At 54.8% G+C, this 15,204-nt stretch carries 16 protein-coding genes and 1 pseudogene; 8 read left to right on the top strand and 9 right to left on the bottom strand.

The window, feature by feature from the left end:
• Positions 1 to 211: 211 nt before the first annotated feature.
• The 4 genes from GQX66_RS04495 to GQX66_RS04480 form a co-directional block, all read right to left on the bottom strand.
• Positions 212 to 925, bottom strand: a complete 714-nt coding sequence (locus GQX66_RS04495) for an ATPase (RefSeq protein WP_240867004.1) — start codon at positions 923 to 925, stop codon at positions 212 to 214.
• Positions 926 to 1,153: 228 nt separating this feature from the next.
• Positions 1,154 to 1,573, bottom strand: a complete 420-nt coding sequence (locus tag GQX66_RS04490) for a cupin domain-containing protein (RefSeq protein WP_085746253.1) — start codon at positions 1,571 to 1,573, stop codon at positions 1,154 to 1,156.
• A gap of 228 nt (positions 1,574 to 1,801) precedes the next feature.
• On the bottom strand, positions 1,802 to 2,095 hold the full coding sequence (locus GQX66_RS04485; protein ID WP_007959339.1) for a putative quinol monooxygenase: 294 nt from the start codon (positions 2,093 to 2,095) through the stop codon (positions 1,802 to 1,804).
• Between the two features lie 120 nt (positions 2,096 to 2,215).
• Positions 2,216 to 3,652: a PLP-dependent aminotransferase family protein gene (locus GQX66_RS04480; protein WP_102688334.1), complete on the bottom strand. Its 1,437-nt coding sequence runs from the start codon at positions 3,650 to 3,652 to the stop codon at positions 2,216 to 2,218.
• 310 nt (positions 3,653 to 3,962) lie between these two features.
• Between GQX66_RS04480 and GQX66_RS04475 the strand changes: the two genes are divergently transcribed.
• The gene (locus tag GQX66_RS04475; RefSeq protein WP_007959341.1) at positions 3,963 to 4,403 is read left to right on the top strand and encodes a carboxymuconolactone decarboxylase family protein; all 441 of its coding nucleotides are present in this window, start codon (positions 3,963 to 3,965) and stop codon (positions 4,401 to 4,403) included.
• A 137-nt stretch (positions 4,404 to 4,540) separates the two neighbouring features.
• Here GQX66_RS04475 and GQX66_RS04470 read toward each other — a convergent pair whose 3' ends face one another.
• Entirely contained in the window at positions 4,541 to 4,855 is a 315-nt protein-coding gene (locus GQX66_RS04470; RefSeq protein ID WP_085746257.1) for a hypothetical protein, read from the bottom strand.
• Between the two features lie 195 nt (positions 4,856 to 5,050).
• Here GQX66_RS04470 and GQX66_RS04465 point away from each other — a divergent pair, with 195 nt between their 5' ends.
• From GQX66_RS04465 to GQX66_RS04455, 3 genes are read left to right on the top strand one after another with little or no spacing between them, the layout of a single operon-like run.
• Positions 5,051 to 5,725: an STN domain-containing protein gene (locus GQX66_RS04465; protein WP_240867074.1), complete on the top strand. Its 675-nt coding sequence runs from the start codon at positions 5,051 to 5,053 to the stop codon at positions 5,723 to 5,725.
• On the top strand, positions 5,722 to 6,273 hold the full coding sequence (locus tag GQX66_RS04460) for an RNA polymerase sigma factor (RefSeq protein WP_011334580.1): 552 nt from the start codon (positions 5,722 to 5,724) through the stop codon (positions 6,271 to 6,273). The genes GQX66_RS04465 and GQX66_RS04460 overlap by 4 nt, the downstream gene beginning before the upstream one ends.
• A 33-nt stretch (positions 6,274 to 6,306) precedes the next feature.
• Complete coding sequence (locus GQX66_RS04455) at positions 6,307 to 7,245, top strand: FecR family protein (RefSeq protein ID WP_240867001.1); 939 nt, start codon at positions 6,307 to 6,309, stop codon at positions 7,243 to 7,245.
• 155 nt (positions 7,246 to 7,400) lie between these two features.
• Here the strand turns inward: GQX66_RS04455 and GQX66_RS04450 are convergent, their stop codons facing one another.
• Complete coding sequence (locus tag GQX66_RS04450) at positions 7,401 to 8,009, bottom strand: prepilin-type N-terminal cleavage/methylation domain-containing protein (protein WP_240866972.1); 609 nt, start codon at positions 8,007 to 8,009, stop codon at positions 7,401 to 7,403.
• Complete coding sequence (gspH, locus tag GQX66_RS04445) at positions 8,006 to 8,458, bottom strand: type II secretion system minor pseudopilin GspH (protein ID WP_240866968.1); 453 nt, start codon at positions 8,456 to 8,458, stop codon at positions 8,006 to 8,008. The genes GQX66_RS04450 and gspH overlap by 4 nt, the downstream gene beginning before the upstream one ends.
• 133 nt (positions 8,459 to 8,591) lie before the next feature.
• Between gspH and GQX66_RS04440 the strand changes: the two genes are divergently transcribed.
• The gene (locus GQX66_RS04440; protein ID WP_192561311.1) at positions 8,592 to 9,023 is read left to right on the top strand and encodes a type II secretion system protein N; all 432 of its coding nucleotides are present in this window, start codon (positions 8,592 to 8,594) and stop codon (positions 9,021 to 9,023) included.
• Between the two features lie 164 nt (positions 9,024 to 9,187).
• Here the strand turns inward: GQX66_RS04440 and GQX66_RS04435 are convergent, their stop codons facing one another.
• Complete coding sequence (locus GQX66_RS04435; RefSeq protein WP_240866948.1) at positions 9,188 to 10,921, bottom strand: DUF6119 family protein; 1,734 nt, start codon at positions 10,919 to 10,921, stop codon at positions 9,188 to 9,190.
• 125 nt (positions 10,922 to 11,046) lie between these two features.
• Here GQX66_RS04435 and GQX66_RS04430 point away from each other — a divergent pair.
• The 3 genes and pseudogenes from GQX66_RS04430 to GQX66_RS04420 form a co-directional block, all read left to right on the top strand.
• Positions 11,047 to 11,305 (top strand): annotated as a pseudogene (locus tag GQX66_RS04430) (integrase); the annotation flags it as partial.
• A 216-nt stretch (positions 11,306 to 11,521) separates the two neighbouring features.
• Positions 11,522 to 12,457, top strand: a complete 936-nt coding sequence (locus GQX66_RS04425) for a restriction endonuclease (RefSeq protein WP_240866924.1) — start codon at positions 11,522 to 11,524, stop codon at positions 12,455 to 12,457.
• Positions 12,458 to 12,516: 59 nt separating this feature from the next.
• Positions 12,517 to 13,482 carry a hypothetical protein gene (locus GQX66_RS04420; protein WP_240866922.1) on the top strand — a complete coding sequence of 322 codons (966 nt, stop codon included), beginning with the start codon at positions 12,517 to 12,519 and terminating at the stop codon, positions 13,480 to 13,482.
• A gap of 614 nt (positions 13,483 to 14,096) precedes the next feature.
• Here GQX66_RS04420 and GQX66_RS04415 read toward each other — a convergent pair.
• Positions 14,097 to 15,110, bottom strand: coding sequence for an IS110 family transposase (locus GQX66_RS04415; protein WP_240865414.1), 1,014 nt, complete (start codon positions 15,108 to 15,110; stop codon positions 14,097 to 14,099).
• Positions 15,111 to 15,204: the final 94 nt, after the last annotated feature.

Below are 15,204 nucleotides of genomic sequence, written 5' to 3'. Positions count from 1 at the left end.
GTTCGGCGGTATTGATGTGTTGATGCACAGAACCAACCCCCTCACCCCAGCCCTCTCCCCCAGGGGGGCGAGGGGGAAAGGGAGCCGATTTGTGTGCTTTTCAACACTTGAGTTCGCCTCGGTATTTCACGTCGGCGTAACTCTAACAAACACCTCGGTCAGTCCCCTCTCCCTTTGGGAGAGGGCTAGGGTGAGGGCAGCGGCCTGACAGTCACTGCAACTTATGTAGTTGTTTACTATCAAGCATCGACACATTACCTGCCGACCTGGTCAATAAATTACTGAGCGACTGGTCAAACTTCTGCAGCGCCCGAACTTGCACATTCTGCTGTTCATTAATATCCGCCACGATATCTTCCGAACGTTTGTAATCCGCCCATAACGGACTCAAGGCTCTGGCATCCGTTCCTTGGGCCGTGCCGATATAGTTGAACTTCCCGTCATAAAAGTCCGCGCTCACATCCGCCTTGACGTCCGAACTGCGCGACGTAATCAACTGGCTGTGAGTGTCGACGATCGCCACCACATCCGGGTTGGCCGCGCGCAGGCTCTGCATGTCCGGGTACACCGTCACCGAGCCGAACTGGCGTTGCAGCGAAGCTTTCACCCAATCCACCGCCATGTCCGGTTTCGAGGTAGCGACGTAGGCGTCGTGGATCGGCTGCACCAGCAGGCTCTGGCCGAAACCGGTGCCGGCGTTGGCCTGGTAGTTGCGCAGGTAGTCGCGGTTGGTCTGGGTGCTCGGGCTGTAAATCACGCCCAGCGACACGCCCGGGCCGGCCTTCACGGTGGTCATGTGGCTGCGGCCCACCGGGTGGGGCAGCAACGTGTCGAGTGACGATACCGCTTTGGGCGCGGTGGGTACCGAGCAGGCCGTCAGTGTCAGCAGTGAAAGGAACAGAGTGCTGGCGAACGCAGGTTTCATGGTGTTTCTCCCGTGAAACAACTTCAGTCGGAAAGTTTAAGTTGCCACTGTTTGTGGCAGTTGAATCAGACTAAACCTGTGGCGGTTTTATGAAACGACCAATCAGTGAAGTTATCAGGAGGCCAATAGTTTTATTTGCTGTAAGCCGGGCAGGCTAATTGCGGCCAGCATTAAAAACGCCCAAATCGACGATTTGAGCGTTTTTATTTATGGCTGACGTAACAGCAATCAGTTTTCCAGGGGGATCAATACTTTCTCATCGGGCGACAGCACCATGAATACCAGCAATTTGGCCGGTTTGCTCTTGCTGGCGTTTTTCGAGATCAAATGCTCGGAACCGGCCGGCTCGTACCAGTACTGGCCTTTCTTGTAGGTGATCGGTTGTTCACCTTTGACCTGGGAAACGATCTCGCCTTCGAGCACGTAGGCCATGGCCGTGCCGTCGTGTTTGTGGGCAATCGAAGACTGGCCGGGTTTGTAATCGACCTCAATCATCATGGCTTTTTTGCCGGGCACGTTTTTCAGCATCTGATCCTGCAGCACCGAGATTTTCTCGGATGGGGAATCGGTGCCGTGGGCCAGTGCCGAAGCGCTGATGGTGAGGGCCAGAGCGGCGAGCGGGGCGGCAAGCAAGTGCAGGACTTTCACGGTGATCACCTGATAAGTGGGGGAGTCGGTGATCACAGTAGTCCGCGTGCCGGGGTATTCAAACGGCCAATATTCGGGAAGTTCGGGTGACCAATCTGGGGGATTTCAGCGCACTCAAATACGCCATCGCTGGCAAGCCAGCTCCCACAGTTTTTTGTGTCGTTCATATGATTTGTGAACAATACAAAACCTTGTGGGAGCTGGCTTGCCAGCGATGGCGTCCGTAAGTCAAACGATCGGAAAGGAGTTGAAATCCACGCTATTGGCCAGACGGCTGTCGATCAGGTCGATGAAGCCCTGGGCTTCCGGGCGATTGAAATGCGCCTGCATCGCCGCTTCCGACTGCCAGCGGGCGCTGACCGTCCAGCGGTGGCTGTCCTCGGGGCAGCGGTCGACCATGTAGGAATCGCAGCCCGGCGTTTCGCGCAGGGTTTCGACGATCTTCTGCAACTGCTTGCCCAGCTCCTCCGATCGGCCGGCGGCAGCCTGCACCTGTACGGTGTTGATCACTTCGTTGGACATTGCTCACACTCCTGAATCAGGCCGGACGAATCCTGCTCATTGAGGGATAACGCTTGTGCAGAATAGGCCTGCACCCCCGGATCACCAATAACCAATCGGCGGTTAATCGTTTAGTCCAATCTAGCCAACAACCTGTTGCAGAATGTCGCGCAGGCGGTCGAGCGCGATATCGATGTCCAGCGTCTCGATGGCGCCGAAACCGAAGTACATCCCGCTTTTGGCCGGCTGCTGATAATAGAAGCCATCGATGGCGTACAGCCCGACTTCGACCTTTTTCGCCAGTTCGATCACCAGCGGCAAGTCGATCGGCACCTTGCAGAACACCGCCATATGAAACCCCGCGCTGGGCGGCACGGCTTGCAGCCACGGCGACAGGTCGGTGGCCATGCGCGCCAGGATCCGCTCGCGGCGCTGGGCATAAATGGTGTGGCAGCGGCGGATGTGCTTGAGCAGACAGCCTTCGGCGATGAACTTGGCCAGCGCCCATTGCGGCAGGGTGGAAGCGTGCAGATCGGTCAGTTGCTTGGCGCGGATCACCGCCTCGAGAATCGCCGGCGGCAGGATTGCGTAGCCGAGGCGCAGCTCGGGCAACAGGGTTTTCGAGAAGGTGCCGACGTAGGCGACGATGCCGCGCTGATCGAGCTTGTGCAGCGAATCGGTCGGGCGGCCCTCGTAGCGGAACTCGCTGTCATAGTCGTCCTCGATGATGATCGCGCCCAGCTCATGGGCCCGTTCGAGCAGGGCTTCGCGCCGCGCCTGACTCATCGGCATGCCCAGCGGAAACTGGTGCGACGGCGTCACGTAAATCAGCCGCGTGCCTTCGGGAATCCGCTCGACCTGAATGCCCTCGGCGTCCACCGGCACGCCGACCACCGTCGCGCCATGAGTGCCGAACAGCAGCCGCGCCGGTGGGTAACCAGGATCTTCCATCGCCACCAGACTGCCGGGGCGAATCAGTACCCGCGTGATCAAGTCCAGCGCCTGTTGCGCGCCGTTGCAGACCACGATGTCCTCGTCCTGACAGTTCACGCCCCGGGAAAACGCGATGTGCCGGGCAATCGCATTGCGCAGCGCCGGCAGGCCTTCCGGCACGCTGTAAAAACCTTTGGAATTGGCCATCTGCCGCAGTGCATGAGAGACGCAGCGGCGCCAGTCATCCTGGGGAAACTGGCCCTTGCTGGTGGCGCCGCCGATAAAGTCATAGCGCAGCGAACCCTCGAGCGTTGGATGCCGCAGGAACACCGGCAGATTGCGCCAGCTCTCGATCACCTCGGAACTGGCCAGCTCGGAATGGCTTTGCTTGCGCTGTACCGGCGTCGAGCGGGCGTTGACGTAAGTGCCTTTGCCGATGACGCCGGTGAGGAAATTCTCGTAGGTGAGCTGCGCGTAAGTGTCGGAAATGGTCTTGCGCGAAATCCCCAGTTGCTCGGCGAGCAAGCGGCTGGGCGGCAACTGGGTGCCGGCGGCCAGACGCCCGGATTCAATGGCGCCGCGCAGTTGCTGGTACAACTGACCGGCCAGGTCCTTGCGGCCATTGATCACGACATGCAGTTCCATACCGACGGGGCGCTCCGGGCGATTGAGTGTGCCGGCCAGATTACTCCCGAATGCAGTATCGACAGAAGTTGTGTAGTGCAAATCCCCCAAATTGGCATAGGGCCCTGTGGGAGCTGGCTTGCCAGCGATAGCGGTGTATCTGCTGACATCTATGTTGAATGTGATTGCCCCATCGCTGGCAAGCCAGCTCCCACAGAAATGTTGTTTTACTTGAATCAGTGGTCTGCCGTTTTTTCGTGCAATTGGGGCTGTAACGTTGCCCAACCAGCGCCTACCGTGAAATCACTCTTCTGCTGCCCGAGGCCCGCCCATGTCCCCGCGTCTGGATTACTACAGCGCTTCACCCAAAGCCATGAAAGCGATGATTGCCCTGGAAGCGCTGACCAGCAGCCTGAGCATCGAACCGCCGCTGCTGCACCTGATCAAGATCCGCGCCTCGCAGCTCAACGGCTGCGCGTTCTGCACCGACATGCATTCGGTGGAAGCGCGACGGGCAGGGGAGACGGATCGACGGCTGTACGCCATCGCGGTCTGGCGCGACAGCGGCTTCTTCAACCTGCGCGAGCGGGCGGCGCTGGCCTGGACCGAAGCCGTCACGCTGCTGGCGGACAGCCGGGTGCCTGACGATGTTTACCAGCAGGCGCGGGAACAGTTCAACGAGACAGAGCTGGTGGACCTGACCATGGCCGTCAGCACCATCAACAGCTGGAACCGGTTGGCGGTGAGCTTCCGCCAGATTCCCAGCGATTGATCACGAGCCGTTGATCGCTCCCACACTTTCGATCGTTCCCACGCTCCGCGTGGGAATGCCTCTGGGGACGCTCCGCGTCCAGTGACGCAGAGCGTCACGGGCTGCATTCCCACGCAGGAGCGTGGGAACGATCAAAGCTAGTTCGGTGGCCGTTGCGGTTTCACCGACGTACCAAACGTGTTGCCCATCCGCGTACTGGTGGCCGCCGGCGTCGCCAGCCCCACCTGATTCGGCGGGCGTTTATTGACCGGCACATTCATCGCTTCCTGATTCTTCTGCGCAGCCGCCGCACCATTGGGGTTGTTGCCCATCTGCTGGCTCAGGCAATCGTAATTCGGCGCCTTGTAGCCACCCACCGTCACCTCGACGCAGCCCAGCGGCTCCTCCGCGTGCGCACCGCCCAACACCGTCAGCAACAACCCGCCGAAGACGACTTTCCAGACTGATTTCATGCGTGCCTCCTGGCCGGCCCGAAGGGGCCGCTCTGGCTCCAGAGTCTAGTGCAACGGTCGCGCCGATCCCGTGATGGTTTTTTTGCAGTGGCCGTCACACCAGATTCATAAACAGCCCTCAGGATGACGGTTTTCAGGGATACATCAGCCGTGCAGCGAGGCCGTGCCAGGGAGGATGTTGTGCGCTCAGCGCTCATGCGCCAGCTCTGTCTGGGGCTGCTGCTTGGCTTGTTTCTGAGCCGCGCCAGCGCCGACCCGGTGCCGGCGACGATGCGCATGACGCTGCACATCCCGGCCCAGGAACTGGCCCACGCCCTCGAACAGTTCAGCCGCGCCACCGGCATGGCGGTGCTGGTCGACAGCCAGTTGAGTCGCGGTCGACGCTCATTGGCGGTGGACGGTGAATTCACCGCCGCCGAAGCATTGCGCCGGATGCTCGGCGGCAGCGGCTTGATGGCCAAGTACAGCCGCGACGACGCGTTCACCTTGCAGGTTGCGCAAGTCGAGGAAGTGCCAATGCCGGCGGAGAAACCGACCCCCGCCAGCGCAGCCGTCAACCGCAGTTACGCCACAGCGGTGCAGGCCGCGATTGAACGCAACCTGTGCCGTTCGCCGCTGACCCGGCCCGGCAGTTTTCGCGCGGTGTTGCAGCTGTGGATCGGCCGCGACGGCGTGGTGCAGCACAACCGGTTGGTCACCACCACCGGCGATGTTCGGCGCGATGCAGCGCTGGTAGACAGTTTTCACACGCTCAAGATCGACCGGCCGACACCCGGCGCATTGCGCCAGCCAGTCACGTTGCTGTTGTTACCCGAATCGTCAGGAAAGCGCATGGAATGCACACAATGGGAAGGAGTTTCCGGGGGATGAAAGACGCCGGACAAAGTTCGATGGTCCAGCTGTTCCTGACGTCCTACGAGGACTTTCGGGTGCGCCTGCGACGCCGTCTCGGCTCGGAGGACCTGGCCAACGACGTGCTGCACGAAACCTACCTGCGGGTCGACCGCATGGAGGCGCCGCCGAACCTGCTGCGGCCCAACGCCTACCTCTATCGCATGGCCCTGAACATCGCCGCCGACCGCCGCCAGGCCGATGCGCGGCTGCTCACCGGCAGCGAAGTCGAAGAACTGCTGCAAGTCAGCGACGAAGCGCTCGACCCGATGCGCGTGGTCGGCGGCCAGAAGGAAATCCAGTCCCTGCTCAGCGCCCTCTACGAGCTGCCGGCGCGGCGCCGTCGGATCTTCATCGCCGCACGGCTGGAAGAAGCGCCGCACCTGGAAATCTCCCAGCGTTTCGGCATCTCCACGCGCATGGTCGAGAAGGAAATCAAGGCTGCCCTCGGACACTGCGCGGCCAAACTGGAAAGAAAAGTGTTTCAGCGGTTCGGTCGCGGGGCCGGAAAACCGTCTAGTGAATGAAGCTCCCGATCAACCCGTCGAGTACCTGCGCGTTTGAACATCTTCCGTCTGACACCTGCCGAGCCCACGCCTGCCGAGCGTCTGCAAAGCGAAGCCCGCGACTGGCTGATCCTGCTGACCTCCGGCCGCGCCACGGTCGCCGACGCCCGAGCGCTGCGCCAGTGGTGCGCCCAAAGCCCCGAACACGCCCGCGCCTTCGAAGAGTGCAAGGCGTTGTGGCACCTGCTGCAACCGGCGGCCGAAGCGACACAGGCGCCACGCCGGTTTGGACGTCGGGCCTTTCTTGGCGGCGCGATTGCCGCGTCGGCGGCGTTCCTGCTGGTGCGCGGCACGATTCCGGGCGGGTTCTCCGGGCTCGGCGCGGATTACATCACCGAAGTCGGCCAGCAACGCCGGGTCGAACCGGCCGACGGCCTGAGCCTGGAACTGAACACCCAGACCCGCATCAACCAGCGTTCGGTGGATGAGGGCGTGCAGGGCTTTGAACTGGTCAGCGGCGAAGTCGAAGTGCAGACCGCGCGGTTGCCCATGGCGATGCAGGCCGGTGGCGGCTGGCTGCGGGCGAGCAGGGCGCGGTTCAACCTGCGTAACCTCGATCAACAGGTGTGCGTGACGTGCCTCGATGGCGCGGTAGAAGTGGAAGTTGAAGGCCGCAGCCTGCGCCTGGAACCGGGCCAGCAATTGACCTATGACGCGCAACAGGTTGGCACTGTGCAAAGTGTCGACACGGCGGCAGTAACCAACTGGCGCCAACAGGTCCTGGTGTTCAACGGCACGACCCTCAGCCAGATGATCGATGAGATCAACCGCTACCGCCCAGGCATGTTGCTGCTGCTCAACCGCGAACTCGGCCAGCGCCGCGTACAAGCACGTTTCTCCCTCGACCAACTGGCCGGCGTAGGCGCGCTGATCCGCGATGCCTACGGCGTCAAATGCACCCAGTTGCCGGGCGGCGTAGTCGTCCTCAGCTAACTCACACAACAGCCACAAACACCCTAAAACCCTGTGGGAGCTGGCTTGCCAGCGATAGCGGTATGTCAGGCAATGAGATGTTGGATGTGAAGGCCCCATCGCTGGCAAGTCGAATCGTCGCACCGCAGCTCCCACAGGGACCTCAGTGACTTCAATTACTGCAACGGCCCCATCACCTGCCGATACTTCTCCACCCCCTGCGCCGTCTCCCGAGTCAACCGCACCTCCAGCCCCAACGGATCCTCCCGCCGATTCCCACTCAACTGCCGCCACCCCTTGTCCGCCTCCCAAACCCTCACCTGCAAATCACTCACCTCACCCAACACCGCCACCCCAGCCGTAGGCGCCGGCAACGGATACCGACTGCGCGCCGGCGCCACCGCGCGATACAGCGTGTCCCCCTTGAGCCACCAGCGTACCCGCTGCAAAGCCCCCGGTTGATCCGCCGCGCTCCGAATGATATCCAGTCGAAACCCCTTGCTGTCACTGCTGCGCACCGTAACGGCAGGCGGCGCGGTCGCCGGTTCATCCTCAGTGCCGACCTTCTTCGGCTCCGTCAGCTCGATCCCGGCGCGCATCTCCACATCCCGCTGCATCTGATTCAACGCCCGCAACAGGCTGTCGCTCTGCTCGCCACTGGCCTGCAAATGGCTGTCGGCGCGCGTGACACTGTCCAGCCCCTTCCAGGCAATCAGACTGACCACCGCCATCAACAGAATCGCGACCATCACCTCGATCAGCGTAAAACCTTGTTGTCTGTTCATTGCACGCTAATCCGGCCCGAAGCATCCCGCAGCACACTCAACCGATTGAGCCCGTCAGACAGCGTCAACTGCAGCGGCGGATTGATCCACTCCGCGTTCAGCACCACCTTCTGCTTCGGCTCCACCCGCACCTCAAGCTTCGGACTCTGCCAGGGACGCGGCCGCAACTGCGGGTCCCGATCGAAATGATCAAAGCCCTTGCCACTGTCACTGCGCCGACTGAACCGAAACCCCTTGCCATCGCTCAACCACGCAATCGGCCGGCCATCGGCGCGGGCCTCGGCCTGAGCAATCTGCAGCAACTGCGCCACGCGCTCGGCGTCCTTGCGCAGCAACTGCAACGGATCGGACTTGATACTCAGACTGATCGCCGCACTGGCGATACCGATGATCACCAGCACCACCATCAACTCGATCAGCGTAAAACCCTGCTGCCTGCACCGGTTCATCGAATGCGCACTCCCTTGCGTCCAGCCCCGTCCCAAAAAACCATCCTGCACGGCCAACATGTAAGGCGTGTGAAATAAAACCGTGAGAATTGCCGCGTAGTCTGGTCACCGGGACTAAAAGGAGATTCAGCCCATGAGATACACCGCACGCTTTTCACCCCCCCAAATCATCCAGGCCGCCGCACTGCTGGCCGCCCTGGTCGGCATCGCCACCTGGTCATCCCTGCTCCTGACCACCGCCGAATCCCACACCCCGGCGGCCACCCCGCAACTGCTCGCTGCGCGCAGCGATAACCCGGCGTTGCAGTGGTTTTCCAACCGCACGGCGCCGGTGGAGATCAAGGTCAGTGGGGTGATGGCGGGGAGTCGCGGGGCGGTGGCGATACTCAGCCTGAATGACGGGCCGCCGAGGAGTTTTTTGCAGGGGGAACGGGTGAGTCCTGGGGTGAAGTTGGTGGCGGTGGAGGGGGATGGGGTGGTGATTGAGCAGGGTGGGGAGAGGGTGCGGTTGGGGGTGGAGAGGTTGGGGGAGGGGGTGGAGATGCCTAGGTTGGTTAGGCCGTGAGTTGGTGGGGGAAGTAGATATTTTGGCGTTTCAGTAGGGGGGACTGAATCGCCGGGAATGTACTTGGTTGCTTTTGAACAACCGAAGGAAACGTGTCGTAAATGTCCGCTTTCGGCCATTAACGGCTGTCCGATCACTTCTAGTGGTCAAGTGCTTCATTATATTTACCGATGAGAAATATCCTTGACATAATTCTTCTTAATAACTGGAATAAATCTTATTATTACGTCGTAAAATTTACACGTGTTGCGCAAATGCTCATGCATCAGTTTTAACTCATATTGAGCCATCAGGGGTATTTCAGTTTTAGCGGGGGCGGTTGAGCGCTGATCATAAAGCAGCCACAGGCAAACAACATAGTCTTTCCCATGTATATCTGCTATATCTGGTTTTATGTAGTCTAAGTATTCTGCTTTTTTTGTGCTGCTAGACAAGTCTATATGGGACCTAATCTCGCTCAGAAAAATTTGATCATTAATAAAAGCATGGCAATAGAATTGAGCCTGCGAAAATAGATAATTTGTTGAGGAGGAGTTTTTATATGGCTTGCAATGAATAATCCGAATAATACTATCGTTGGTTAGATCTAGGATGTCACAAAATTCTTTGTCTTTACGACCTGAGCCGATTTTAAGTTTTGCTTGATCAAAAAGTACGCATGAGGGACGAATTTCACATATTTTTTTATTAAATATGCTCTCTCTATTCTGCATTTTTACGTCATCACTGATATCTATCCCCCTATAAATCTCCTCGCTTACTTCTTCATGTAGCGTATTTTTTGTGAAATTAGTTATTTCAGTATAGAAATCGTTGTCTACCTCCAGCCATTTTCCGTCGCTTAATACAAAATATTTATTCCCTAGGCTATGCTCAAAAGATAGGCAGTTATACAGGGGCCATTTTTTATATCCTAGTACCTGGTCTTCCTCATATGAGTATGCATAAATAAATTTTGATTTAAGTTTTGCTGATGTTATTTTGTTAAATGCCATATGTTCGAAAACTTGACAAATGTCTAAGTATGCATAAGTCCTGTCAGCGTTTTTTTTATGGTTCGAATAAGCGAAGCCATAATCTGGATCAATTAAGACCTCGGGAATTCCAAGGCTAATATTGCTCGTATTTTTTAAGCGCAGCTGAGTGACTAAAAGCTCGTCTAAAGCGTTGCTTTCTGTTTCCGTTGCCTCGTCGAAATGCTTGTAGTTTGGGAATAATTTAGTGTATTCCTTGCTTGCATAAGCCAGTATAAATTCTTCACAATAGTCGACTAATATCTGCCAATTTAGCTTCTCTTTCCCAATGATTTTTATAGTTAAATTATTCCGACCTTGAAGGGTTATGTTTTTGTGGTCTTTCATGTGAGCTGAAATGTATCGCAGATCTTCTGCTTCACTTAGGCCAAAAGCGAAAGAGTCGACCGGCTTGTTAACCTGTCTGTCAATATGTGTTGGTGTTATAGAGTGGCTCTCACTTTTTGTTTGACGTATTTCTTCATTGCCACACATATTCATCGCTGTTTTTATACCAAAGTCCGGTTCAAAAGCATCGCGATCAAGATAGCTCACGGCACTCCGCCCAAAGGTTGCAGCAAAAACTCTACTATTTACTGTTAAAAATAAAATCCCATTTGGGCTTTTGCTTTTTGCACTGAAAAGTGGTCCTTCGCCTGAAGGAAGTTTTTCGTTGATGAAGTTTAGCCATGGTGGGTTTGATTTGGTGGTGGAGGTTTCAAAATATATAAACTGACAATCTGTGCCGTTGATTGAGAATCTAAACTCTCTTGCTGATAAGTTTTTTAAAACGTCTTTTTTTTGATCAAGTATCGAGTCGAGTGTTTTATGTTCTCTTGCGAGAAAAAAAGATATTTGTGCGATTTCAACTCCCTGTTCGGTCATGGCGCTCCCTCGGGTTAGTCACGCATTACTCACAGCTAAGCATTATTATTTCTTATGTCAACAATATCCCTTAGCTTTTTGCCCTCTGAACGGGGACTGAAGCCGAGTTTCTTGGAGGACATGTCATGATTATCATCGCTACCCGCAGCGGTCAGCTCTGGAACAAAGGAAAACAGGTCGGTCAGAAAGCTCCACTCAAACTGAGAGATATTTGGGCCATTTGGGGTAAGGCTCCAAATTGCAGCACGAACCCGTGATCCTGCGCTCTTCGATCTGACCATTGACAGCAAGCTTCGGGCCTGCGACCTAATCAAGCTTCGCGTGCGCGACGTCGCCCATGGCGAGCATGTATCACCAAGATTCATCGTGATGCAGCAGAAGACGTGGTGGGCTTAGAGAATTCCAAGCATGCGTTGGATTAGCGCTTGCATCGTGCCATCAGTCTGGATTATGAATGACAGGGTGAGTTGCTCCCCTTAGCATAGTCTGTAGGTTGCTAAATGCTTGTTTCAGTTAACAACTGTAAAGCGGGTGGGGCGAAAATAAAAACTGGTTAGTTACCATGCGAATACACGGATAACGCACAGATTAGGGAATAGCATGCTTAGAGGATTGGCTTATTGGGTGCTAAAGAACGGATGGAATCTATTTAGCGTTGTCGGAGTGGTAGGAACCTTCTATTTTGCTATCGCGTATGTCCCAGACTATGTAAAAGATATTTCTGACAGCAAAATAAGTGTTGCTCGTGAAAGCTTGGCATCCGATATACAGGAGATTATTTTTTACAACAAAAAGCTCGAAATCCCCGATGTTGCTGCTCTTATAAAGGCGCGTGAGATTAAGCTCGGATTTAAATATCCGTACACAGCCCAGGATCTATTGCTGGAAGTGCAGGATCGATTCGTTAGCAATAAGTTTATACCACTAGATAAGCGACAAGAGCTGGTTAGCACAATCAACGAAATTTTATCTAGATCACCTTCCGAGCCAATCCGCCCCCCTGCCAGTTTTGAATGGCATACAGTTATCTCCTATATTGTTTCAGTGCTAGTTGCATTAGCCGCTGCGCTTGGAGGGAAAAGTCTTACTAATAAGCTTCGGGCGGATCGAGAAACAGTAATCGACTTGGCCAGCGGAGATTCTTTCATAAATGAAGCAGCGTTCGCACCCATAATCGAAGCCAATAAATACGAGTCCTTGATTGCGGAAATCTTAAAGGACTTTGGTGTGGAATTCTCTCAAAACGCGTTTCCACATCCTGGACACGACTTTACTATTCCAGGTGAGAGACCCCCACTCTTAGTAGAAGTCAAAGCTTATAGACAACTAATGGGTCTGGGTAGCGTGCGAGAGATTTGCGCAGCGCTTACACGTCCCGGCTGGGATGGTATTTTGATTGTTGCGTCTGGCCTTACCAAAAATGCGGTGCATTTTATTGATCAATTCAACCTAAGGAGAGAAGAAAAAATACATGTTGTAACTGGTTGGGATAAAGAAAAAATCAAAGAACAACTGGCACAGATTCTAAAACCTTAGCCGAGCGTTGAGGTGGTCACGTTTACCTATCGAAGAAAAAATCAATACTGGAGGTTGATGTGGGTAAGGACTGGAAAGATATTGAACGGCTAGTTCGTGCCTTAGAGCAGTCGGTCTCACCCAGTGCAAAAGTTGAACATAATGTTTTTTTGCCGCATTTGGATTCGTCAACCGGTGCAAAGTCACAATGTGACATCGTGATTACAGATGGCAGTGCTGCTAGACCCAGTCTGACAATTGTAGAGGTACAAAGTAGAAAGACACAGGTAAAGATCAACGAGTTTTTAGGTTGGTTGAGCAAACGAGATTTGGTCGGTGCGCAAAAGTTAATATGTGTTTCCAGGCGAGAATTTTCATCAACCATAAAAGAGCAAGCAGCTAAACAAGGTGCTCGTGTTGCCTTAGTCCAGCTACGTGAGCTAGCACCTGAAGCGTTACCCTTGGATTTCATTAACTTTCACCTTCAGTATAGGCACTTTGAACTACGTTCGGTGCTTAAGTTTCGTGCAGGCATTAGTCGAAGTCATTTAGACGAGCTAGGGCTTCGTGAGGATTTTTTTAGGAATGCAAGCCGCGAATCCAATGTCGCCGAAAAAAATTGGTCTTTTGATAGAATAAATTTAATTTCTTTAGAGGAAGTATTGAAGGCTGCACTAGATGATAGTGGAGATTTTTCTGGGGTGAATAGACTTCTTATAAATATGGATGCTGAGAATCCAATATACACCTTTTTTGGCGGACAGTTTATTCATGCTTCCATAGATGTAGAGTTTGACTGTGTGAATAAATTGTACTCGGTGCTTATGTCAACATTGGCTTATGAACAAATTGAGTATGGTGCATTAGGGTGGGTGCTGGAGGGCCAACTAAAAACGGACTATGGGGATATCAACGTCAAAATACCTATTACCAGAGAGGAAGGGGGGGTGTTCAAGATGAGGGATCAGGATGTAATCATGGTTGGTGCGCCATCAGGAAGCATGGAAATTTATGAAACAGGTTCAAAGTCACCTTGGCGCAGTTGATTCGAAAAAATCAGCTGGTGCAGTTTAATGAATTGCATCAGTTTTTAACTGCTAACAAGCGGCGGTATTGGCCGCTAGCAGCCGCTTGCGTACGTCCTTTTTTTGGCCGAAAGTAGCTGTCGTTATTGGGCGTAATGACAGCTAAACGCAGAATACACGTGCCGTAATCATCGTGGATAGCCATCAAAAAAGCATCAAACAAGGGGACACCCATTAGCCGGTCTCAAGTCAAGGTTAAAAGCCACCGCGCCCTGCAGTTTTCAACTGTAGGGTTTGCTCTCCCACTCAACCTGATCGGTTGAACCCGTCGAACCCGTTTCCTCTTCATTGGCTACGAACGAGTCGTGCCAGACACCCATTTGGATCAAGCGGTAGCGATACAACCTGCACCGCCCTGGCAGTTAACTGCCCCAGAGAAACGTTGGTGCTGCCAATGCGTCCAAAACGTGTCACAGAACTGTGGCTCGTGCAAAACACACGTCCAGTCCCAGCTGGCTCACCTGGCAGACGACCCGGTTACAACACACTCAGGCGGTGATGGTCGGTCGCCACTCAGATTTAGTGGTTCGAGCCCAGTCCCTTTTTGGTTGGCCAACCATCACCTCATTCGTCCCTCAGGCGAAACAGCGTCTGGCATCAAAAGGCTGTTTCTCCTTCAGGATGTGATAACTCGCTCGCGCCAGCTTGTGTGCCAGTGCCTTGGTAGCGACCACGGCATTGGTCTTGGCTTTCTTCTTCTCGAAAAAGCGTTTGGCATCCTCGCTGAAGCGCCGGGCGAAATTAGCCGCTTCGATATAAGCCCAGATCAAATAAGCGTTGCCGTTCTTGGCGTTGCCTTCACCTTTCTTTTTGCCGTTGGAGTAATGCGCACTTTTTACGCAGCGAGCGTAAGAGGCGAAGTGGCCTACGTCGGCAAAGCGCTCAATATTTCCGGTTTCCAGCATGATGACCGTGGCCAGCACTTCGCCAATTCCGGGCATCGTTTTCAACAAAGAAAACTCCGGGCGCAAATAGGCTTCGTGCAGTAATCGCTCTTCAAGAAAATCAATCTGGATCTGCAATGCCTGAACAATGGCGACATTCGCTTTCATTGCCAGAGCCACATCCGTCGGCAGGCCCAGCCTGTCGACGGATGTGGCTGACAGCCCTTTGACTTCATTGCAGCTCAACCGCTGGCCAAACTGGCGCGCCATGATGTTCTCGACGGACAGAATGTGCTGAGTCCGGCTGCGTACCAGTTGAATACGTTTGCGTGCCAAATCTCGCAGCGCACGTTCTTGCGGCGGATGGATATATCCGGTCGGTAAAATCCCGAGTCGCAGCAAATGAGCCAGGAAAGTCGCATCATCCTTGTCGTCAGAATGCTTCAAACCGTCGTAGCGTTTCATCGCCACGGGATGGGCCAGCTTCACCTCAAAGCCCGCTGCCTTGAGGCCATCGACCAACCAATACCAGTTGTAGGTGGACTCAACCACGACGCCAACCAATTCAGCACGGTGAGGCTCGAGCAGCGAAAGGATTGGCGTTAGCTGGTTGGGGCAACGTCGACTGACCAGTACTCGATCCGTTTCGTCGGTAACCACCACAACACTGTTGTTCGAATGCAGGTCTATGCCACAGAATTTCATCACGGCCTCCTACGCAAAAGACTAAGTTCGCACCTTGAATTTTGCGCCACCTCCGTGAGGTGGGGAGGCCGGCCAGATGATTCTCAGATTTATT

This window comes from Pseudomonas sp. B707 (genome assembly GCF_022496685.1).
Taxonomy (GTDB): domain Bacteria; phylum Pseudomonadota; class Gammaproteobacteria; order Pseudomonadales; family Pseudomonadaceae; genus Aquipseudomonas; species Aquipseudomonas paraglycinae.
Note: the sequence above shows the minus strand (reverse complement) of the source record. Positions and strands in the feature narration are given on the sequence as shown.